The organism is Terrirubrum flagellatum (assembly GCF_022059845.1).
Classification (GTDB): Bacteria; Pseudomonadota; Alphaproteobacteria; order Rhizobiales; family Beijerinckiaceae; genus Terrirubrum; species Terrirubrum flagellatum.
On record NZ_CP091854.1, the window covers coordinates 172100 to 192398 of the forward strand.

A 20299-nucleotide genomic window follows, 5' to 3' on the forward strand; every position below is an offset into this window, starting at 1 on the left:
TCGCTTCAAACGGCGTGCCCCGCGCGCGCCAGCACATTCGCCGCCGTGATTTCATCAGTGATGAAGACAGTCGGCTTCAAAAGCCGCATGGCGCCGATGATCGTGTCGACCTTGGTTGGCCCGCCTGACGTCAGAATGCGCACCGGCGCCGCCTGCATGGTTTCGACAGGCGCCGACATCACGCGTTGATTGATGGGATGATCGATCAGCCGCCCGTCAATGTCGAAATAATTATAGAGCACGTCGCCGACGGCGCCGCTCGCCGCGAGCCCGAGGCGATCCTCCTCCGAGATCAGGCCGAGGCGATAGGGCGTGCCGTCAGGCGTCACCGGGCCCACGCTGAGCAGCACGGCATCCATCGTTCCCGCAAGCTCGAACAATTCGTCGAGACCGCAATGCTCCACCAGCGCGCGCTTGGTTTCGGGCGCGTCGACGAGCGCCGGCGCCGCGATCAGATGGCACTCCGCCTGGAACAGGCGCGAGAACAGCCAGGCGAACTCCGACGGATTATATTGCTTCGCCTTGGTGAGGCCGCCGAGCAGCGAGATGACAGAGACGTTGGCGAGCGGTTGTTCGTCGATCGAGGCGAGCGAGCGGATCAGCGTGCGGCCCCAGCCGACGCCGATCTTCATGTCGGCCCGCATCAGCGACGAGATGAAGGGCCCGGTCGCAGCGCCGATCACGGCGGTCGGGTCGGCGTCCGGCGAGGAGAGGGGCGCGACGATCGCTTCCTTGAGGCCGAACGCCTTCTGCAGCGCGAATTCGAGGCGCGGCAGCTCCGCCACGTCGCGGCTGAGCGAAATCTTCACCTCATGCAGGGCGCGCGCGTCCGACAGCAGCCTGACCACGGTGACGCGGCCGATGCCCAGCGTCTCCGCGATCTCGTGCTGGGTCATCTCCTCGACATAGTACATCCAGGCGATCCGCAGCCTGAGGCGCTTGGAGCGCCGCCCGACCGGGCCCGGCTCCTCCCGCGCGCTTTCCTTCGCGCTTGCGCGAACGCCCTTTTCCCTCTTCGCCATGCTCCCCCATCCGCGGTCGAATCCGCAAGGCTGGCGCACCATGCGCTGTTCGCGGAGCGACCGCAAATCGCTGGCGTCGTCCCTTGCGCACGCGGCCGGAAATGCTGATCCTCATGCAAAAGAGGTTGGGAGGATTTGATGCGCATCGCCCGTTATGGCGCGGCTGTCGCCGCCATTCTGTTTCTTGCCGCAGGATCAGCCGCGGCGCGCATCACACGCATCGAGATCACGAAGACGGAGCCCGCCTATGGCGGACAGAGTTTCGGCGCGGTCGGCGCCTATGAGCGCGTCATCGGCAAGGCCTATGGCGAGGTCGATCCGGAGGCTGCTGCGAATGCGCGCATCCAGGATCTGAAACTCGCACCGCGCAATGCGAAAGGCTTGGTCGAATATTCGACCGACATCGATATCCTGAGGCCGAAGGACGCCGACAAGGGCAATGGCGTCCTGCTCTTCAATATTCTCAACCGCGGCAACAAGGGGCTCGTGAATCCGTTCAATCTCGGCGACATCGGCGTCGTCGCCGACATGAACGCCGTGACGAAAGCAGGCGATGGATTTCTGGAGCGGCAGGGCTTCACGCTGATCTGGTTCGGCTGGCAGGCGGATATTCTGCCCGGCATGGATCGCATGACGATGAAGGTTCCCGCCGCGACCGGTCCGGGCGGCGCGCCGATCACGGGCGTCGTGCGCGCCGAACTCATCGTGCAGGCGGCGACGAAGACGCTCAATCTGTCGAGCGGCTGGTTCACCGGCCTCACGCATGATTCCTATCCGACGGTCAGCCTCGACAATCAGACGCCGCTTGCCGACGGGTTTGTTCCCACTCTCACAGTGCGCGCGAAGGAGAATGCGCCGCGCGTTGCGATTCCGAACACGGAATGGAGCTTCGCCGCCTGCACGGAAGGAGCGGAGCCGAAATCGGACGCGAAGAAAATCTGCCTGCCCGCAGGCTTCCAGCCCGGCCGCATCTACGAACTGATTTATCGCGCCAGGGATCCGCTGGTGCTCGGCCTCGGCTACGCCGCCGCGCGCGACCTCGCAGCCTTCCTCAAGAATGCGCGGGCCGATGATTCAGGCGCTGCGAATCCGATCGCGCGCCGCGGCCAGAAGGCGATCGTGATGGGCACGTCGCAGTCGGGGCGCTTCATCCGCACTTTCATCCATCTCGGCTTCAATCGCGGCGAGGATGGCGAGCGCGTCTATGAAGGCGCGTTTCCGCATATCGGCGGCGGATTGCTGCCGCTGTCGTTGCGCTTCGCGCAGCCGGGCCGAGCTTGGGGCGATCAGATCGATCATCTCTATCCCGCCTATGACTTCCCCTTCAATTATGCGCATGTCGAGGACCCGCTGACGGGCCGCGCGCAGGGCATCTACGATCGCTGCACGGCGACGCAGACATGCCCGCTGCTGTTTCATGCCGCGACCGCGCTGGAGATCTGGGAAGGGCGGCAGTCGCTTGGCCTCACCGATCCGCTTGGCCTGCGTGACGTGCCCGATCTGCCCTCGACGCGCACCTATATCATGGCGTCGACGCAGCACGGGCCTGCGCCCTTGCCGCTGCCGACCGCCGAGCCGTTCGGCAATTGCGCGCAGCAATCGAATCCCAATCCACACACCTTCACCATGCGCGCGCTGCTGATGGCACTGACAGGATGGGTGCGCGACGGCGTCGAGCCGCCGCCTTCGGCCGTTCCGACGATTGCGTCGGGCACGCTCGTCTCGCCTGATCTCGTGCGCTTCCCCGCCATTCCCGCAAACGCCTATGGAAATGTGCGTCGCCCGGCCGTGCGCTATCTCGGCGTCACCAATCCGCTGCATCCGCTCGATTACGGCCCGCTCTATGACGCGGCGGATGGTTCTGGCATGATCACCGTCGAGCCGCCGGCGCCAAAGCCCGGCCTTTACGGGCTGCGTGTGCCGCAGGTCGATTCCGACGGCATCGACGTTGCGGGCATTCGCAACGTCTATCTCGAAGCGCCCATCGGCACTTACACCGGCTGGAACCTGTTCCGGAAGGAGCGATTCGAGGATGGCTTCTGCAACTTCTCCGGCAGCTTCATTCCTTTCGCGCGCACGAAGCAGGAACGGCTCGACGCCGGCGATCCACGTCTGTCGCTGGAGGAGCGCTATCCCACGCCGCAGGCCTACGCCGAAGCGGTGAAGAAGGCCGCGACGGCGCTCGTCGGCAAGCGCTTCCTGCTTCAGGAGGACGCCGATCTTCTGATCGGGCAGGCTTCGACGGAAGGCATCCGCCTCGCGCCCTGAGCGCGGGGCCTGATTTTGGTCGCATTTATTTCGGAGGCCGCGTTGTGGCGCGATCGCGCGCCGCAACTGAACCTTTCGCGGCTTTACGCATTAGCGGACTGTCAAACCGCCAATGACTCACGATCTCGATCTCGCCCCTATTGGAAACTGTTCGGTCAGTGCGCTGCTCGACCGGCAGGGCCGCTTCGTCTGGGCTTGCGCCCCGCGCGTCGACAGCGATCCCTTGTTTTCTAATCTTCTGAGCGGCGTCGCCGCGACCGATCCCAACGCGCGCGGCGTCTGGGCGATCGATGTCGAGAACGCCGCGACGACGACGCAGAGCTATCTCCGCAACACGCCGATCTTGCGCACGGAGATCGTCGACAAGGATGGCGGCGCGGTCGAGATCATCGATTTCTGCCCGCGCTATCCGCAATGGGGACGCGTCTATCGACCGATCGCCTTCCTGAGGCGCGTGCGCGCCCTGCGCGGCAGCCCGCGCATCACGGTGCGGCTGAAACCGGCCGCGGACTGGGGCGGCCGCGATGCGCCGACGACATCCGGCTCGAATCACATCCGCTATTCCTGCGCCGAACTGGTGCTGCGGCTGACGACGAATTGTCCCGCCTCGCACATCCTCAATCAGCGCACCTTCCGGCTGGAGAAGCCGCTCGGATTCTTTTTCGGTCCGGACGAGCCGCTCAACGCCGACGTGCTCTCGACGATCGATCGCATGTTGTCGGAGACGGATTCCTACTGGCGGGAATGGGTGCGCACGCTGGCGACGCCGCTCGACTGGCAGGATGTCGTCATCCGCGCGGCGATCACGCTGAAGCTCTGCGCCTATGAGGAGACGGGCGCGATCGTCGCGGCGCTCACCACCTCGATCCCCGAAGCGCCGAACAGCGGCCGCAACTGGGATTATCGCTACTGTTGGGTTCGCGACGCCTATTATGTCGTGCAGGCGCTCAATCGACTCGGCGCAACAGATATTCTCGAAAATTATCTCGGCTATCTCCGCAATCTCGTGCATTCCGCCAATGGCGGCCATATCCAGCCCGTTTATGGTGTGGGCTACGAGCCGGCGCTCACCGAGCGCATGATCGAGACGTTGCCGGGTTATCTCGGCATGGGCCCGGTGCGCGCCGGCAATCAGGCCTATGAGCATTATCAGCACGACGTTTACGGCCAGATCATTCTCTCCAACACGCAGGCCTTCTTCGATCAGCGCCTGCTGCGGCCCGCGACGATCTCGGATTTCGAGGCGCTGGAGAAGGTCGGCGATCGCGCCTATGCGCTGCACGATCAACCCGACGCGAGCCTCTGGGAGTTTCGCGGCCGCGCCGCGATCCACACCTATTCGGCGATCATGTGCTGGGCCGCCTGCGACCGTCTCGAGAACGCCGCGCGGGCGCTCGGCCTGATGGATCGCGCCGAACACTGGCGGGAACGCGCAGCGGAAGTCCGCGCGAAGATCGAGAGCAGCGCCTGGAACGAAAAGATCGGGCGTTACGCCGCGAGCTTCGGCGGCGACGAGATCGACGCCAGCCTCCTGCAGCTCGTCGATCTCCGATTCCTGCCGCCTGACGATCCGCGCTATCTCGCCACGCTCGCCGCGATCGAGAAAGAGCTGAAGCACGGCGATTTTCTCTGGCGCTATAACAGGCCCGATGATTTCGGCGACCCTGAGACCGCGTTCAATGTCTGCACCTTCTGGTTCATCGAGGCGCTGCATCTCGCAGGCCGCGGCGAGGAGGCGCGCAAGCTGTTCGATTCGATGTTGAGTCGGCGCACGCAGGCGGGGCTTCTGTCGGAAGACATCAGCCTGACCGATGGCAGGCTCTGGGGAAATTACCCCCAGACCTATTCGCTGGTCGGGCTGATCAATTGCGCCGTGCTGCTCAGCCGCCCGTGGAGCGCGGTGCGCTGACGCGCTTCGTGGCGGTCACGCCGCGGGGCGCGACGCCGCCTCCGTCTCGAATTGCGGCTCCGGCGTCGCCAGCAGCGCGGTGACGAAACTGTCCCGCCAGGCGGTGACGTCATGCTGCTGCACACCATGCATCAGCGACTCCCAGCGCTGGCGCCGTTCGGCGAGTGGCATCGAGAGCGCGCGCCGCACCGCGTCCGCCACCTCCTCGCGGCTGAAGGGATTGACGATCAGCGCATCCTTCATTTGCGCGGCGGCGCCGGCGAATTCCGACAATACGAGAACGCCGGGATTGGCTGAATCCTGTGCGGCGACATATTCCTTGGCGACGAGATTCATGCCGTCGCGATGCGGAGTGACAAGGCCGACCCGCGCGGCGCGATAGATGCCGGCGAGCTCGTCGCGCCGATAGGAGCGATTGACATAACGAATCGGCACCCATTCGATTGTAGAGAAAGCGCCGTTGATGCGGCCCGACACCATGTCGAGTTTGGCGCGAATTTCCTGATAGGCTTCGACTTCATCGCGGCTCGGGGTTGCGATCTGCAGCAAAAAGATTTTTTCATGCAGCTCCGGGTTTTTCGTGAGCAGCTCTTCGTAAGCGAGAAAGCGGTCTTCGAGACCTTTGGAATAATCAAGCCGGTCGACGCCGACAATCATGTCGCGGCCGGCGCGGCTCTCCGTCATCTTGTCATAGACGCCGCGCGCGCGTTCGGACTCGATCGCATGCGCGAACTCCGCCGCGTCAATGCCGATCGGAAAGGCGCCGACCTTCGACTGCTTGCCGTTCAGATTGACCGTGCCGTCGGGCTCAAGCGTTCCGCCGGCGATATGCACGATGTAGTCCGTGAATGATTCGCGCGAATCCTCGGTCTGGAAGCCGATGAGATCATAGTCGAGGATCGCTTCGACAAGATGATCATGGCCGGGAAGGATGGTGAACAGACGCCGCGCCGGCCATGGAATATGAAGAAAGAAGCCGATGCGATTTTTCACGCCGCGACGCCGGAGTTCGCGCGCCAGCGGAATCAGGTGATAATCCTGCACCCAGATGAGATCGTCCGGCTCGATGAGAGGCAGCACGGTTTCAGCAAACCGCATATTGACGCGCTCATAACCTTCGCTGAACGAACGGTCATATTGCGCGAGATCCATGCGAAAATGGAACAGCGGCCAGAGCGTGCGATTGGCGTAGCCGTTGTAATATTCCTGACGATCCTGTTCTTCGAGGTCCATGAGCGCGACGGTGACGCCGCCAATTCGCTGCATCGAGAGCTGACCGGTGAATGTCTCCGTCGTATGGCCGCTCCATCCGAACCACACGCCGGTATATTCGCGCAACGCCGCAGACAGAGCCATGGCGAGGCCGCCAGTCGTGCCGACGGCGGAATCTTCGGGCGGATTGACCCGGTTGGAAATGACGATCAGGCGGCTCAACGCATCAGCTCCATGTGGAAGGTTTGATTTTCGGCGCTCTGTTCGAGCCACGCGATGACGGCGTCGACATCGGAAAGCCGCGCATGCGCGAGCGTATTCTGGCGCGAGCCGACGATAATTCCGACGCCGCCCATGGCGATCGCTGCGGCGAAGCCTTTTTCATCGGTCAAATCATCGCCGATGAAGACCGGGATGGCGCCGCGAAAGGGCGCTTCGGCCATGAACGTCTTGACCGCATCGCCCTTGTCGCGTCCCGGCGTCAGGAGCTCGACGACCATCGATCCTTCCTGCAAATGCAAACCGCAAGCGTCCGCGACATGCACGGCGATCTGGCGCGCGAGCGGGCCGATCTCGGGATTCTTGCGATAGTGCAGCGCGACGCTCAACGGCTTGACTTCGAGCACCACGCCCTGATGCGCGCGCGTGAAACTGGCGAAGAGATCAACGGCCTGCGGCAACGAACTGTGACCGGGCGTCTCGCGCACATGTCCGTAACGATCGCGCCATTGCAGACCATGCACGCCCGCGACCGTCATGATGGCGCGTTCGAGAATCCGGTCGATCTCATCGATCGAGCGCCCGCTGATCACTGCCAGACGTTCGTTCAGGATTTCATTGAGCCGGAGAAGCAGATTGGTCCGCCGCGGCGTGGGAACGACGGCCTGCGGCGTGGCCGCGAATGGCGCCAGCGTGCCGTCGAGATCGAGAAACAGCGCGCAATTCGCGACTTTCAGCGTCAGATGAGACGCCTGTTTCTCTTCATCGTCCTGTTGTTTTTGACTGGCTTGTTCGAGCACGGACATACCTCGGTTGGAGGAAACGTCCGAAATGAGGGAAAGTTCCCTCAGAGCGAAAAATATCTGCGCGCGGTTATGATGACAGTCCTATTTATCGCACGCTTGATGGCAAGAATTTGATCGCGAGAATTCGCCGCTGAAAGAGATCATGCGCGACGGATCGCGTGGGCGCAACAATCAAAGCCGTGATTCAAACCCATGGCGGCTTCGAATCGGCGCCGTTTTCACGAGCGAAACGCGGCCGCCATTATGCGATCTTTATGACGTTTCGCTTCAGGCGGCATGGAAATCCTATGATCACGCGCCTTATGTGATTGGCGCACAAATCTCCGGAGGCGCGTGCGGTCAGGATCATGAACATGCGTTTTCTTCTCTGGCTCAACGCCCTGATGTCGCGGAATCTCCGCGCGCATGGACGCTCTCTCGCCTGTCCGGCACGTAAATACGCGATGCGCCAGATCACGCCGCATTTTGATTGAATTAATCAAAATGCGGGAACGTGATCGATTCCCAAAGTTTGGAGCATGGCTCTCGCGGAGCGAACGCTTGCGTTCGTCCGGAAAACCGGTTCCCACTTTTTCGCGCCATGCTCTAGCGTTTGCGCCGCGCCTTGATGCGCGCGATCGTCTCCGCATCGTCAGGCTGGATGTGACGGCCGCGCTCCATGATCTCGAGCGAATATTCCTCGTAGGTGAGGCCGGCTTTCTCGGCCTTCTCCAAACGGAAGAGCTGGATGTCGCGCGGCTTGCGCCATGCGGCGCGATGGGCGCGCCGCCAGCAGACATAGCGGTAGATATGTCCCTCGCCCCAGGGCGGGCCTTCATAATCGTCCAGCGCCGGGCCGCCATTGTGCCCTGACGCCGGCGGCGGGACTTGCGCGTCGTCCATGAATTCTCCGTGCGAAGCGACGGCATCGTGCGGCGCGCTGATTCTGCACACAAGCGCCAAGCCCGCGCATTTGCGCTGTGGCAGGGCCGATTCCACGACATGGCGCGGCGCAAGGGGCGTTCGCGGGCGCTACGCATATTTCCGGAGTCGGATGCAGGCATGATGAAAACGGCGGGGATCGCCTGATATCGGGCTCTGGCGCCGCGATCCGCCCGCCCCGGGGCCGAATGAACCTGGTTTACGAAACCTCTATTTAAACTTTGAGGTTCAAAAACGGGAGATTGGAGATCCGGGGTTGCGATGCGGAGGAAAGCGCTGATCGCCGCGATGCTCGGCTTCGTAACAGCGGGGCTCTGCGCGATCGCGACCGCCGCAGCGGAAACCGGCGTGAGCGCCGACAGGATCCTGTTCGGTCAGGCGGCCGTCATGGAGGGGCCGGCCTCTTCCCTCGGCAAGGGGATGCAGGAGGGCCTCCTGGCCGCCTTCGCCGAAGCGAACCGACGCGGCGGCGTGAAGGGGCGAAAGCTCGATCTGCTGAGCCGTGACGACGGTTATGAGCCCAAGCTGTCGATCGAGGCGACGCACAGGCTGCTCGATGACGACAAGGTCTTCGCGCTGATCGGTCCCGTCGGCACGCCGACATCCGCCGCGACGCAACCTGTGGCCGCCGAAGCGGGCGCGCCTTTCATCGGCGCTTTCACCGGCGCCGAAGTGCTGCGTCAGCAAGATAAGACCAACGTCGTCAATATTCGCGCGTCCTATTTTCAGGAAACTGAAACGATGGTCGAGCGGCTGACGAAGGATCTTGGCGTCACGCGCATCGCAGTCTTCTATCAGGACGATGCGTTCGGCCGGGCTGGCCTCGCCGGCGCGCAGCGCGCGCTCGAGCGCCGCAAGATGAATCTCGTCGCGGAAGGCTCCTATCAGCGCAACACGACAGCGGTGAAGCGCGCCCTGCTCGATGTCAGGCGTGGGCGACCGGAAGCGGTGATCATGGTCGGCGCCTACAAGCCCTGCGCCGAGTTCATCCGGCTGGCGCGCCGCCTGGAGATGGATGCGGTGTTCGTCAACATCTCTTTCGTCGGCAGCGACGCTCTTGCGGCGGAGCTTGGCCGCGATGGCGCTGGCGTGGTGATCACGCAAGTCGCGCCGTTCCCGGGCGATGCAAAAGTTCCCATTGTCGCGCAGTATCGCGCCGCTCTCGCCGCAGCCAATCCCGCGGCGAAGCCCGGATTTGTTTCGCTTGAAGGCTATATCGTCGGCCGCGCCACGATCGCCGCGCTGGAGAGCATCGCCGGAGAGCCCGATCGCAAGACGCTCCTGAGCGCGTTCGCGAATATGCGGAATTTCGATCTCGCCGGCCTGAAGCTGACATTCGGACCGCAGCGCAATCAGGGGATGGACCAGGTCTTTCTGACCGTGATCGACGCGGACGGCGCGTTGCGGCCCGTGACGTCGTTGAAGCGGGCGGGCGAATGACGTTGCAAGAGCCCGTCGCGGAGGGACAAGCGACTCGCGGAGCGAAGACGATTGGCGTCGGCATTCGCGGAACGCTGACGATCGCCTTCTCGATCGTCGCAGTTCTGACGCTGGTCGCCACCGCCGTCGCCCTGTTCTCGTTTCAGCGCATCAATCAGGCTTTCGAGCGCGTATCCGACGATGGCATTAAGGCGATCACGAGCTCGCTCGATCTCGCGCGCCGCGCCGCCGAAATCACATCCGCCGCGCCAAGCCTCATCAGCGCGCCGTCGTCGAATGACGTGGCGGCGATCCGCCGCTCACTGGAAGCATGGCGCGGGGCCGCGGCGGAATCGTTGACGCGGCTCGATGGCACCTCCATTGGCCGCGGCGCCGTCCGCGATCTCAGCGCCTATTTGCGCGCGCTCGACGAGAACATGGGAGCGCTCGCGCCCGTCGTGGAGACGCGGCTCACAACGATGGCGACCCGCGAGCGGATGTCAGTCGCCGCGGCCGAAGCGCATGAGCGCCTGTCGGCGGAGATGGCGACGCTGATCGACGACGCGTCTTTCAAGCTGCTGTTCAATCTGGAAGACCCGACGCGCCGCCCGCCGGGCAACGCGGCGCTGGCGTCGAAGCTGGTCGAGAGCGACGGTCGCTCGCTGCTCGATCTGATGGATGTTCGCGCCGAGGCCAACCTTGTGCTGGGCCTGTTGTCGGAAGCCTCTCTCGCGCCACGCGCCGAGCTGCTGGCGCCGCTGCAGGATCGCTTTCTGGCGAGCAGCGTGCGGGCCCGCAAGGCCGCGGCGCAGATCGATTCCGCGCCGCGCGTTCGCGCCCGCCTTGAGGAGCTGCTGAAATATGGCGAGGGCGCCGACAGCGTCTTTGCGCTGCGGCGGCGCGAGCTCGCCTCGACAGCCGAGGGGCTTGCGCTGGTGCAGACGACGCGGGCGGCGGCGGGGCGCGTGTCGGATGAAGTGAGCCGCTTCGTCGATCTCGCGCGCGGCAATGCGGAGCGCGCGATCGCTTCTTCGGAAGACACCATCTCCTCGGCGCGCAATCTGCTGATCATCCTGACGCTGCTGAGCTTCCTGTCTGCTGTCGGGCTCGGCTGGCTCTATGTCGGACGCAGGGTCGCGAGACGGCTTGGCGCGCTCAACCATTCCATGATGGCGCTGGCGTCAGGCGATCTCGATGCGCCGATCGATCTGCGCGGCCGCGACGAGATATCGAGCATGGCGAAAGCCGTGGAGGTCTTCCGTAGCAACGGGCGAATCGCGCGCGAACTTGGCGCGGAGCAATTGGGCGCCCAGGCCGAACGGGAGCGGCGTCATCAGGCGATCGAGCGCCATATCGGCGAGTTCGACGGGAAAGTGCTCGCCTTGCTGCGCACGCTCGCCTCTTCGTCGGAAAACATGCGGGCGACGGCCGGCGCCATGACGGCGACCGCGGAAGAGGCGACCCATCAGGCGTCGTCGGTCACGGCGGGCTTCGGCGACGCCATGTCGAACGCTCAAAACGTCGCGGCGGCGGCGGAAGAAATGTCGATGACCATCTCCGACATCGGTGGAAAGATCGCCATCGCATCGGAAGTCGCGGGCGCGGCGGTCGCTGAATCCAAGCGCACGGACGGCATTGTTCGCGGCCTGTCGGAATCGGCGTCGCGGATCGGCGATATTGTCGAACTCATTCACACGATCGCGGCGCAGACCAATCTGCTGGCGCTCAACGCCACGATCGAGGCGGCGCGCGCTGGCGACGCCGGCAGGGGATTTGCAATCGTGGCGCAGGAGGTCAAGGCGCTGGCGCATCAGACGGCGCGCGCGACCGAGGACATTTCCACCCAGATCGCCGAAATCAGGGGATCGACGCTCAGCGCGGTCGACGCCATCAAGGGCATCGGCGACACGATCCAGCGCATCAATCAAATCTCGATCGCGATTTCGTCGGCGATGTCCGAACAGAAAGCCGCGACCAACGAGATCGCGCTCAGGACGCAACAGACCGCGGACGGAACGCGGCAGGCGCATGACCGCATGGCGCATGTCAATGAAGCGGCGCGACGGGCCGGCGTCGTCTCCAACGAAGTCATGACCGCCGCGGCCGCGCTCGACGCCGAATCGGGCGAGTTGCGCGCGACGGTCGATCTGTTCCTCGGCCAGATCAGGAGCGTCAGCGCCGGGCGCTAGCGCCTGAGCAGCGCCTCGCGCCAGCCTTATGTCAGAAGCGACACCAGCCATTCCGGATGGATGCTCCAGCCGAGGAAGCCCGCAAACACCATGACGATTCCGGCTGCGCCGCAGAACCAGCCGAATATCATCACGGGCCAGACCTCGACCAGCACCGCGACCGCCGACACCGCGATGGCGACGGAGAGAAACGCGTCGGCCATATCGAACTGATCGTCGCGGAAGCTCAGCTTCTCGATCATCGGCTTGAACTCGCGCGCTTTCTTCAACAGTTCTTCGGCGCGCGCGCTCAGGCGCTTCTGATCCGCTTCGGCCGTCGCCATCTCCGCTTTCAGCGCATCGTTTGTGGCGCCGCCGGCTTCCTGCACCTTGAACAGCGATATCTTCATCTCGGCGAGCGAGACGCGCGTGCGCATCGTGTCATATTCAAGCCAGGTGTCGACTTCGTCGGTCTTCGCCTGCTGCATCGCCTGCACGATGTTGTCGTCCTTGATCTTGGCGACGGCGATGAACACCGACAGCAGCACCACGGTCAGCGCGGCAAGATTGGTCAATGTCCGGCTTTTCGCTTCGGCCTTCACCTCGACTTCCATTGCGTTCCCCCCGTTCTGCGACTCACGCCTGTTTGCGATGCTGCACGCTTCGGCCGGCGCGCCAAGCGGGCGCGTCAGGATGCCGCTTCACGGAGGGGGAGTTGACTTTGCGGCCGGTCGGCGGAATTAGTAACCGAACGGTTACATCGGCAGCCGGCGCCTGACATGACGGGCGCTCAGCCAACGAAAAGAACAGACGCAGGCGACAACGTATCGCCCGCCAGACCAGGGAGAACGGCCATGAATCGCACAGGCGTAAGCAGGCGCAGTTTTGTCGGAGCCGGGGCGGGCGCTCTGGCGATGGGGCTCGGGAGCCGTGGCGCGAGCGCGGAGGATATCCGCCTGCGCATGTATTGGTGGGGCTCGCAGGACCGCTCGAAGCGCACGCTCGCCGTCGCTGATCTCTTTTCGCAGAAAAATCCGAGCATCAAGCTCACCGGTGAGACGACCGGCGCCGATTACTGGACCAAGCTCGCGACGCAGATGGTCGGCCGCAACATTCCCGACGTGTTCCAGCTCGAGCCGACCACGCTGCCGGACTATGCGCGGCGCGGCGCCTGCGCGCCGCTCGACGCCTATATGCCCAAGACGCTCAATATCGAAGGGTTCGGCAAGAACATCATCGATCTCTGCCGCGTCGACGGAAAGGTGTGGGGCGTCGGCCTCGGGCTCAATTCGTTTTCGATGCTCTATGACACCGAAGCTTTCGCGCAGGCGAAGATTGCGCCGCCGACCGAGAAGACCACCTGGAAGGAGTTCGCGGACATGTCCGTCGAGCTCACCAAGGCGCTGAACAAGCCGAATTACTGGGGGGCGCCCTACGGCGCGCGCTATCACTACGCGTTCGACGTGTGGTTGCGCCAGCGCGACAAATTCATCTTCACGGCCGAAGGCAAACTCGGATTCAAGGCGGACGATCTCGCCGAGTTCTACGCCTATTGGGAGGATATCCGGAAGCGTGGCGGCTGCACCCCGGCCGATGTGCAGGCGCTCGATCAACTCCAGATCGATTCCAACGCGCTGGCGCTCGGCAAATCAGCGATCGCGCTCGCCTATTCCAACCAGCTCGTGGGCTATCAGCTCCTGAGCAAGAACAAGCTTGCGTTGACAACTTTCCCGATGACGGAAGGCTCGAAATCGTCGGGCCATTATTATCGCCCGGCGCTGATCTGGAGCGTCGGCGCCACATCGAAGAATCCGGAAGCGGCCGCCGCCTTCATCAGCTTCTTCGTCAATGATCCCAAGGCTGGTGAAGTCCTTGGCGTCGAGCGCGGCGTGCCGATGTCGCCGGCGATCCGCGAAGCGATCCTGCCGACGCTGAACGACACCGAGCAATTGACCGTGAAATACGTCAACCTGCTCGCCGACAAGGCGATCGCTTATCCGCCGCCGGCGCCGAAGGGAGCGCAGGAATTCGAGCGCACCGTGTTGCGCCCGGTCGCGGATCAGCTCGCTTTCGGCAAGCTCACCGTGGCTGAAGCGGCGAAGCAGGTGGTCGACTCCGGCGCGCGCGTTCTGTGAGCCAAAAAAAGCAGGCGCTGATCGTCTGGGGCGGCTGGCCGGGTCACGAGCCCGAAGCCTGCGCCGCTGTCATCGCCGGCCTGCTGCGCGAAGAAGGTTTCGAGGTTCAGTCGACGCCTGATTTCAACGCCTTTGGCGACGCCTCCGTGCATCGCATGAATCTCGTCGTGCCCGTGATCACGCGCGCGAAGATCGAGAAGGGGCCGCTCGACAATCTCGTCGCAGCGGTCCAGTCGGGCGTCGGACTCGCGGGATGTCATGGCGGCCTCGCGGGCTCATTCCGCGAGGAGGTCGCGTTTCATTTCATGTGCGGCTGCCAGTGGGTCGCTCATCCCGGCAACATCATTCCGTTCCGCGTCAATGTGACGAAGCCGGGCGATCCCGTCATGAAGGGGATCGCTGATTTCGATTATCTCTCGGAACAGTATTTCCTGCATGTCGATCCCTCGATCGAGACGCTGGCGACAACGACCTTCTCCGGCGAACATGCGCCCTGGACAAAGGGCGTCGTCATGCCGGTGGTCTACAAGAAGCATTACGGCGAAGGCCGCGTGTTCTACAGCGCGCTCGGCCATTCCGCGTGCGAGTTCGAGCATGAGGCGATGCGAACGCTCCTGAAGCGCGGCATGCTCTGGGCGGCGCGCTGAACTTTTCGATCTGGACTACGGCTATGACATCCCTAAACGCAAGCGCCGCCGATCGCGCGATGCGCGGCAATCCTCTGGCGACGCGCGCCGATGCGCAGAGGCTTCTGCTCGATCTGTGCAAGCCGCTTGAGCCCTATTTTAGCCCGGGCCGCGCGCAGGTGAAACTCGGCGAGGATGGCGCCCATTTCGATCGCAAGGCGGCGTGGTTCGAAGGCTTCGCACGCCCGCTCTGGGGGCTTGCGCCGCTTCACGCCGGCGGCGGCGCATTCGACTCCTGGAAATTGTTCAGCGATGGAATCGTCAGCGGCGTCGACCCTGATCATCCCGAATATTGGCGGCTGACGGAAAATCACAATCAACGCTCGGTGGAGATCGCGGCGCTGGGCTTCGCGCTCGCGCTCGCGCCCGACAAATTATGGGAGCCGCTGTCGCAAAGGACGCGCGAGCAGCTCGCGGCGTGGGTCGGCCACATCCAGCGTGTGCAGATGGCCGACAATAACTGGCGGTTCTTCCCCGTGATGGCGGGGCTCGGCCTGAAAAAAGTCGGCGTCGCCATAGACGAGGCCGTTCGCGATGCGCATCTCAAGCGGCTCGATGAATTCTATCTCCGCGACGGCTGGTACATGGACGGCCCCGGCGGCCACATCGACCATTACAATGGTTTCGCGCTGCAATTCTACGGGCTGATCTACGCGCGGCATGAGGAGGCGCGCGATCCCGCCCGCGCCAAGCTCTATCGCGATCGCGCGACGGAGTTCGCGCAGAATTTCAGACACTGGTTCGGCCGCGACGGCGCCGCGCTCGCGATCGGCCGTTCGCTGACCTATCGCTTCGCCATGGCGGGCTTCTGGGCCGCGCTCGCCTATTCCAACACGGAAGCGCTGCCCTGGGGCGAAATTCGCGGGCTATGGGCGCGGCAGATGCGCTGGTGGCTCGACAAGCCGATCCTCAATGCGGCCGGTCATCTCTCCGTCGGTTTCGCCTGGCCGAATTATCTCATGAGCGAGGAATATAATTCGCCAGGCTCGCCCTACTGGGCGTTCAAGGCGTTCCTGCCGCTGGCGCTGCCGGCGACGCATCCCTTCTGGACGGCGCCGGAAGCGGAGCTTGCGCCGCTGGAGAAGCCGCTCGCCGTGCGCGGCGCGTCGATGCTGATCCAGCGCGAGAAGGACGATGCAATCGCGCTGCCGGCTGGACCCGTGCGGCTCGATATGCGCAACTCGCGCGACAAATACGGCAAGTTCGCTTATTCCTCGCGCTTCGGCCTATGCGTCGAAGCCGAGCGCTGGATCACTCACGGCTTCATCGGCGACAATATTCTCGCGGTCAGCGCCGATGGCGTCGACTATCGCGCGCGCGGCGCGATCGATGCGAAGCGGATCGGCGATCAATGGATCGAAACACGCTGGTCGCCGACGAGCGGCGTCGCCATCACGACATTGCAATCCTTCGTGCGCGGCTGGGAGCTGCGCATCCATGATGTCTCGACGGACAAACCGTTGAAGACCGTCGAGGCCGGCCATTGCGTTCCCGCGCGCGTCGGCTCGCGCGGCAAGCTGCGCGCCAGCTTGAATGCGCTGGCGACGGAAAATTCAGGCGCGACGCTTCTCGTCGATGACGGGCATCGCAGCGCGATTGTTGATTGCAGCGGCGGCCGATCGGCGGGCGCCGCGGATGCTGCGCCGAACACCAACATGATGTTCCCGCATGCGGCGGTTCCCTATCTCGCGGGGGCGCTCGACGCGGGACGTCATTTGCTCGTCACCGCTTCGCGCGCGGCGTTCGATGAAGTGGAGAGCGCCGTGTGGAGCGCGCCGTCAGCCGATGAGATCGCTGCTATTCTGAAGGCTGCCGATTGGCCTTCCCGGACGATCGCAGGCGCGACAAGCGCGATGCAGACGGTGCGGTTGGAACGGGTTCTGTAGAGCGTTTCCCGTTATGAGGCCGTCATGCCCGCGCTTGTCGCGGGCATCCACGTCTTGTTTGAACAATCCAAAGACGTGGATGGCCGGAACAAGTCCGGCCATGACGAAACCTTAAATCATCGCAAACGGAAAATGCTTTAGGCGAGCCTATCCAGCAGCGCGAGATCGACCGCGTGCTGCAACGGCTCGCCGCTGATGTAGCGCCGGATTTCATCCGCAATCAACGCGCCGAGCCGTTCGCGCTCGACGCCCAGCGCGCCGGCGATGTGCGGCGTCAGCACGACATTCGGCAACGAATAGAGCGGCGATTCCGGCGGCAGCACCTCCGGTTCCGTCACGTCGATGAAAGCGTTGAAGCGGCCGCTCGCAAGCTCGGCCTCCATCGCCGCGTGATCGACGAGCGCGCCGCGCGCGGTGTTGATGAAGGTCGCGCCATTGCGGATGAGTGAGAGGCGCCGCGCATCGAGCATGTGGCGCGTCGCTGGCGTCGAGGGCGCATGCAGCGAGACCACGTCGGACGCGCGCAGGAGATCGTCAAGCTCCAGAAGCGTCGCGCCCATGGCAGTCGCGTCCGCGGCCGACACGAAGGGATCATGCAGCAGAATATCGAAATCGAACGGTTTCAGCAGTTCGATCACGCGCCTGCCGATGCGTGAGGCGCCGATGATGCCGATGATCTTGCGATAGTTGCCGATCGGCTCGTCAGCGATCGTCATCGCCTGTCGCGCGCCGCGACTCTGCGCATATTGATCGCGAAAGCGGAAGACGGCCTTGTTGGCGAACAGGATCGCCGCCAGCGTGAATTCCGCCACTGGCAGCGCATTGGCCGCGCCGGCCTGCGTGACCAAAACGCCGCGCGCGAGAATCTCGGGCGCGATGAAGGTCTTCACCGTGCCGGCGGCGTGCGCGATCAGCCTGAGCTTCGGCGCCTTGTCAAGAAAAGAGGCTTCGATCGGCGCGCAGCCCCAGCCGGTGATCAGCGCTTCCGTTTCGGCAAGCAGCGCCGCGGCGCGCGCATCGTCGAAAGTCTCGAGCGGGGCCGGGTCGGGGATGTCGCACATCTCCTGGAGTTTGGCGCGATCGCTGTCGGCGAAGACATATCTTGTGCGCGCAGGCGAGAGCGCGAAGGCCGCGCGCGGGCGCCTGGCGCCGCCGCCGGACTGGCTAGGTTCGCTCACCCGCTCCTCCCTTTCTCATGTATCAGCGATCTTTGTCGCCGCTTTCGCCTTGGACATCAGAGAGATGGTCTTAGCCGTCGCCATCGCGGCTTGAAAGGGCGCGCAGCGTCGCGGGCGTGGCGAAATTGCGGCGACGGATTGCCAAGCGCCGACTCATCTGTTTTGAGGGAAGCGCTTCAGGTGCCTCCTTCGGGAGGTGAAACGGGAACGCGGTGCGTCTGCTCAGACAGGCAAGGCCGCGGCTGCCCCCGCAACTGTAAGCGGCGAGCCTTATCGCATCCGTCACTGGCGAAAGCCGGGAAGACCGCGAAAGGGCGTTATCAGCCGCGAGCCAGGAGACCGGCCCGGAGCATGTTGCAATCTCAGTCCGGCGGTGGGCCGGAGCAGGAGTCTTCATGTTCAGCCTCTCGGGCGGCCGTCTCTCCTCATACGCGTCGCTGCTGTTCTCTCTTCCGTTTCTCGTATTGTCGGCTTTGTCCGCATTCGCCCAACAAGGCGCGAGCGATGAGATCGTCGTCACCGACACGCGCAGCCCGCTGCCGTTGCAGCGTTCGGGCAGCGCCATCTCCGTCGTGTCGTCGGAACAGATCGCGACCTCCAATCCAGGTTCGCTGCTCGACGCGCTGCGCGCCGTTCCCGGCCTCGACATTTCGGAATCGGGAGGGCCGGGCGCGACGATGAATGTGCGCCTGCGCGGCGCGAACACCGGCCAGACGTTGGTGTTGATCGACGGCGTGCGCGTGAACGATCCCGGCAGCGCCAGCGGCGAATTCGATTTTTCGCTCATTCCGCCCGGATTGATCGATCGCATCGAGGTGCTGCGCGGTCCGCAGAGCGCGCTTTACGGCTCCGACGCCATCGGCGGCGTGGTCAACATCATCACGAAGAAAAGCGCGGACAAACCGAGAAGCACGGTTGGCATGGAGGCCGGCAGCTACGGAACATTCTCGACCCATGCGAGCAGCGCCGGAACCATTGGTCCCTGGAGCTACGCCATCGGTGGGGTTGGCCAGCGCTCGGACGGATTCTCGCGTTACGGCTATCGCATTCCGCGCATCACCAAGAATTTCCCAACGCTTGAAGCCGACGGCTACAAGCAGTTCGGCGGCTTTGCGCGCGTCGGTTATGATGCGGGGCAGGGCGTGCGCCTCGAAATCGGCGCGCTCGTGGCTGCGACGCAAGCGGAATATGACGCGGCGTCCGGAACTTTCCCCGACACGCCCTCCTACACAAGGCGCAAATTCGGACAGGTCTGGGGCCGCGCTTCCTTCGATGCGTTCGACGGTCGCCTGACCAACACGGTGACGTTATCGGCGAGCCGCACCGATCGCAGCTTCTGGGATGTGAGCTACAAGGCGCCGATCAATGCGGCGAACACCACCGAGACGTTCAGCGGTTTCGTCGGCGATCGGCTCGCGGCGGAATATCAGGGCGATCTCAAGCTCGACGCGTTTGGCTCTCTGATCTTTGGCGGTCGCGTCGAGCGCGAGACGGCGGAAACGACGAGCCAGAATCTGCAGCCGAAACCCGGTCCGCTGACATCGACGCTTGATGCGTCGCAGATCACACGTTCGCTGTTCGCGTTGTGGCAATTGCCGGTGGGTGAGCGACTTAATATTTCGCTTGGCGGCCGCATCGATGATGTGAAGAACTCGGATCAGTTCGCGACATGGCGCGCGACGGTCTCCTATCGCCTGCCGGTGACGGAGACGAAATTGCGCGCCAGCGCCGGCACGGGCGGCAAGGCGCCGACTTTGTTCCAGCTCTACAGCCCCTCTTTCGGCACGGCGTCGCTGCAATCGGAGCGCAGCTTCGGCTTCGATGTCGGCATCGATCAGCCGCTGTTCGACGGCCGCGCGATGGCGTCGCTCACCGCCTTCCACAATCGCTTCCGCAATCTCATCCAGTTCGGCGGACCGATTGGCTGCGCGGCCGGCCAGACCGGCTGCTATTTCAACACCGCGCGCGCCGAGACGTCGGGTCTCGAAGCGGAAGGACGCGCGACCATCATCGAGGGATGGCTGAGCCTCAGCGCCGCCTACACCTATCTTCATTCCAAGGATCTGCTGACGGGCAAGCAGCTCGCGCGTCGCGCGCCAAATGCGGCGCGCCTTGCAGTGCAGATCACGCCGACGGCGCAATGGCTGATCGAGCCGCGTCTGGTGCTGGTGTCGAAGCGCTTCAGCGGCGCGGGCGAAACGCAGCGGCTCGCGCCCTACGCGCGGCTTGATCTCTACACGCAGTACCAGATCAACGAGACCTGGAAGATCTATGGCCGCGTCGAGAACATCACCAACGCGCGCTATGAAGAGGTCTTCAACTACGGCACGACTGGCCGGGCTTTCTATGCAGGCTGGACGGCGACGTGGTGAGGCGAGCCTAGAGCACGATGATTTTTGGCTCGAATCATCCCGCCGTCATCCCGGGACGCGCGGCACGCGCGGGCCCGGGACCCATTGCGCCGCTGCAC

At 63.9% G+C, this 20299-nt stretch carries 14 protein-coding genes and 1 riboswitch; of the genes, 8 read left to right on the forward strand and 6 right to left on the reverse strand.

Annotated elements, in window-relative coordinates; all coding sequences use genetic code 11:
* Positions 1–5: 5 nt before the first annotated feature.
* Positions 6–1022, reverse strand: coding sequence for a sugar-binding transcriptional regulator (locus tag L8F45_RS30570; protein ID WP_342364263.1), 1017 nt, complete (start codon positions 1020–1022; stop codon positions 6–8).
* 138 nt (positions 1023–1160) lie between these two features.
* Here L8F45_RS30570 and L8F45_RS30575 point away from each other — a divergent pair, with 138 nt between their 5' ends.
* Together L8F45_RS30575 and L8F45_RS30580 are read left to right on the forward strand one after the other, a co-directional pair.
* Positions 1161–3290: an alpha/beta hydrolase domain-containing protein gene (locus tag L8F45_RS30575; protein ID WP_342364264.1), complete on the forward strand. Its 2130-nt coding sequence runs from the start codon at positions 1161–1163 to the stop codon at positions 3288–3290.
* 112 nt (positions 3291–3402) lie between these two features.
* Entirely contained in the window at positions 3403–5199 is a 1797-nt protein-coding gene (locus L8F45_RS30580) for a glycoside hydrolase family 15 protein (protein ID WP_342364265.1), read from the forward strand.
* A 15-nt stretch (positions 5200–5214) separates the two neighbouring features.
* On the opposite strand, the gene otsA is transcribed toward L8F45_RS30580, so the two are convergent.
* The 3 genes from otsA to L8F45_RS30595 form a co-directional block, all read right to left on the reverse strand.
* Positions 5215–6633: an alpha,alpha-trehalose-phosphate synthase (UDP-forming) gene (gene otsA / locus L8F45_RS30585; RefSeq protein ID WP_342364266.1), complete on the reverse strand. Its 1419-nt coding sequence runs from the start codon at positions 6631–6633 to the stop codon at positions 5215–5217.
* A complete protein-coding gene (gene otsB / locus L8F45_RS30590) occupies positions 6630–7430 on the reverse strand; it encodes a trehalose-phosphatase (RefSeq protein ID WP_342364267.1) in 801 nt (266 codons plus the stop codon). Before otsB ends, otsA begins: the two co-directional genes overlap by 4 nt.
* Positions 7431–8021: 591 nt before the next feature.
* Positions 8022–8318 carry a hypothetical protein gene (locus tag L8F45_RS30595; protein ID WP_342364268.1) on the reverse strand — a complete coding sequence of 99 codons (297 nt, stop codon included), beginning with the start codon at positions 8316–8318 and terminating at the stop codon, positions 8022–8024.
* A gap of 300 nt (positions 8319–8618) precedes the next feature.
* On the opposite strand from L8F45_RS30595, the gene L8F45_RS30600 reads away from it, so the two are divergent.
* Complete coding sequence (locus L8F45_RS30600; protein ID WP_342364269.1) at positions 8619–9797, forward strand: ABC transporter substrate-binding protein; 1179 nt, start codon at positions 8619–8621, stop codon at positions 9795–9797.
* Positions 9794–11965: a methyl-accepting chemotaxis protein gene (locus L8F45_RS30605; RefSeq protein WP_342364270.1), complete on the forward strand. Its 2172-nt coding sequence runs from the start codon at positions 9794–9796 to the stop codon at positions 11963–11965. Before L8F45_RS30600 ends, L8F45_RS30605 begins: the two co-directional genes overlap by 4 nt.
* A 26-nt stretch (positions 11966–11991) precedes the next feature.
* Here the strand turns inward: L8F45_RS30605 and L8F45_RS30610 are convergent, their stop codons facing one another.
* Positions 11992–12558, reverse strand: a complete 567-nt coding sequence (locus L8F45_RS30610; protein ID WP_342364271.1) for a DUF4337 family protein — start codon at positions 12556–12558, stop codon at positions 11992–11994.
* 240 nt (positions 12559–12798) lie between these two features.
* Here L8F45_RS30610 and L8F45_RS30615 point away from each other — a divergent pair, with 240 nt between their 5' ends.
* From L8F45_RS30615 to L8F45_RS30625, 3 genes are read left to right on the forward strand one after another with little or no spacing between them, the layout of a single operon-like run.
* The gene (locus tag L8F45_RS30615) at positions 12799–14079 is read left to right on the forward strand and encodes an ABC transporter substrate-binding protein (protein WP_342364272.1); all 1281 of its coding nucleotides are present in this window, start codon (positions 12799–12801) and stop codon (positions 14077–14079) included.
* Complete coding sequence (locus L8F45_RS30620) at positions 14076–14726, forward strand: ThuA domain-containing protein (protein WP_342364273.1); 651 nt, start codon at positions 14076–14078, stop codon at positions 14724–14726. The genes L8F45_RS30615 and L8F45_RS30620 overlap by 4 nt, the downstream gene beginning before the upstream one ends.
* A 23-nt stretch (positions 14727–14749) precedes the next feature.
* On the forward strand, positions 14750–16651 hold the full coding sequence (locus L8F45_RS30625; RefSeq protein WP_342364274.1) for a DUF2264 domain-containing protein: 1902 nt from the start codon (positions 14750–14752) through the stop codon (positions 16649–16651).
* 137 nt (positions 16652–16788) lie between these two features.
* Here the strand turns inward: L8F45_RS30625 and L8F45_RS30630 are convergent, their stop codons facing one another.
* Positions 16789–17829: a hydroxyacid dehydrogenase gene (locus L8F45_RS30630; RefSeq protein ID WP_342364275.1), complete on the reverse strand. Its 1041-nt coding sequence runs from the start codon at positions 17827–17829 to the stop codon at positions 16789–16791.
* Between the two features lie 161 nt (positions 17830–17990).
* A riboswitch (cobalamin riboswitch) is annotated at positions 17991–18191 on the forward strand.
* Between the two features lie 33 nt (positions 18192–18224).
* On the opposite strand from L8F45_RS30630, the gene L8F45_RS30635 reads away from it, so the two are divergent.
* Positions 18225–20201 (forward strand): TonB-dependent receptor plug domain-containing protein, encoded by a 1977-nt coding sequence (locus L8F45_RS30635; RefSeq protein WP_342364276.1) that lies wholly within the window; start codon positions 18225–18227, stop codon positions 20199–20201.
* The last annotated feature ends 98 nt before the right edge of the window (positions 20202–20299 follow it).

Excerpts from the sequence above, each read along its gene's own strand:
- L8F45_RS30595 (WP_342364268.1), bottom strand. The coding sequence starts at position 8,318 with ATGGACGACGCGCAAGTCCCGCCGCCGGCGTCAGGGCACAATGGCGGC.
- L8F45_RS30625 (WP_342364274.1), top strand. The coding sequence starts at position 14,750 with ATGACATCCCTAAACGCAAGCGCCGCCGATCGCGCGATGCGCGGCAAT.
- L8F45_RS30635 (WP_342364276.1), top strand. The coding sequence starts at position 18,225 with ATGTTCAGCCTCTCGGGCGGCCGTCTCTCCTCATACGCGTCGCTGCTG.
- L8F45_RS30615 (WP_342364272.1), top strand. The coding sequence starts at position 12,799 with ATGAATCGCACAGGCGTAAGCAGGCGCAGTTTTGTCGGAGCCGGGGCG.
- L8F45_RS30610 (WP_342364271.1), bottom strand. The coding sequence starts at position 12,558 with ATGGAAGTCGAGGTGAAGGCCGAAGCGAAAAGCCGGACATTGACCAAT.
- L8F45_RS30570 (WP_342364263.1), bottom strand. The coding sequence starts at position 1,022 with ATGGCGAAGAGGGAAAAGGGCGTTCGCGCAAGCGCGAAGGAAAGCGCG.
- L8F45_RS30600 (WP_342364269.1), top strand. The coding sequence starts at position 8,619 with ATGCGGAGGAAAGCGCTGATCGCCGCGATGCTCGGCTTCGTAACAGCG.
- L8F45_RS30605 (WP_342364270.1), top strand. The coding sequence starts at position 9,794 with ATGACGTTGCAAGAGCCCGTCGCGGAGGGACAAGCGACTCGCGGAGCG.
- L8F45_RS30580 (WP_342364265.1), top strand. The coding sequence starts at position 3,403 with ATGACTCACGATCTCGATCTCGCCCCTATTGGAAACTGTTCGGTCAGT.
- L8F45_RS30575 (WP_342364264.1), top strand. The coding sequence starts at position 1,161 with ATGCGCATCGCCCGTTATGGCGCGGCTGTCGCCGCCATTCTGTTTCTT.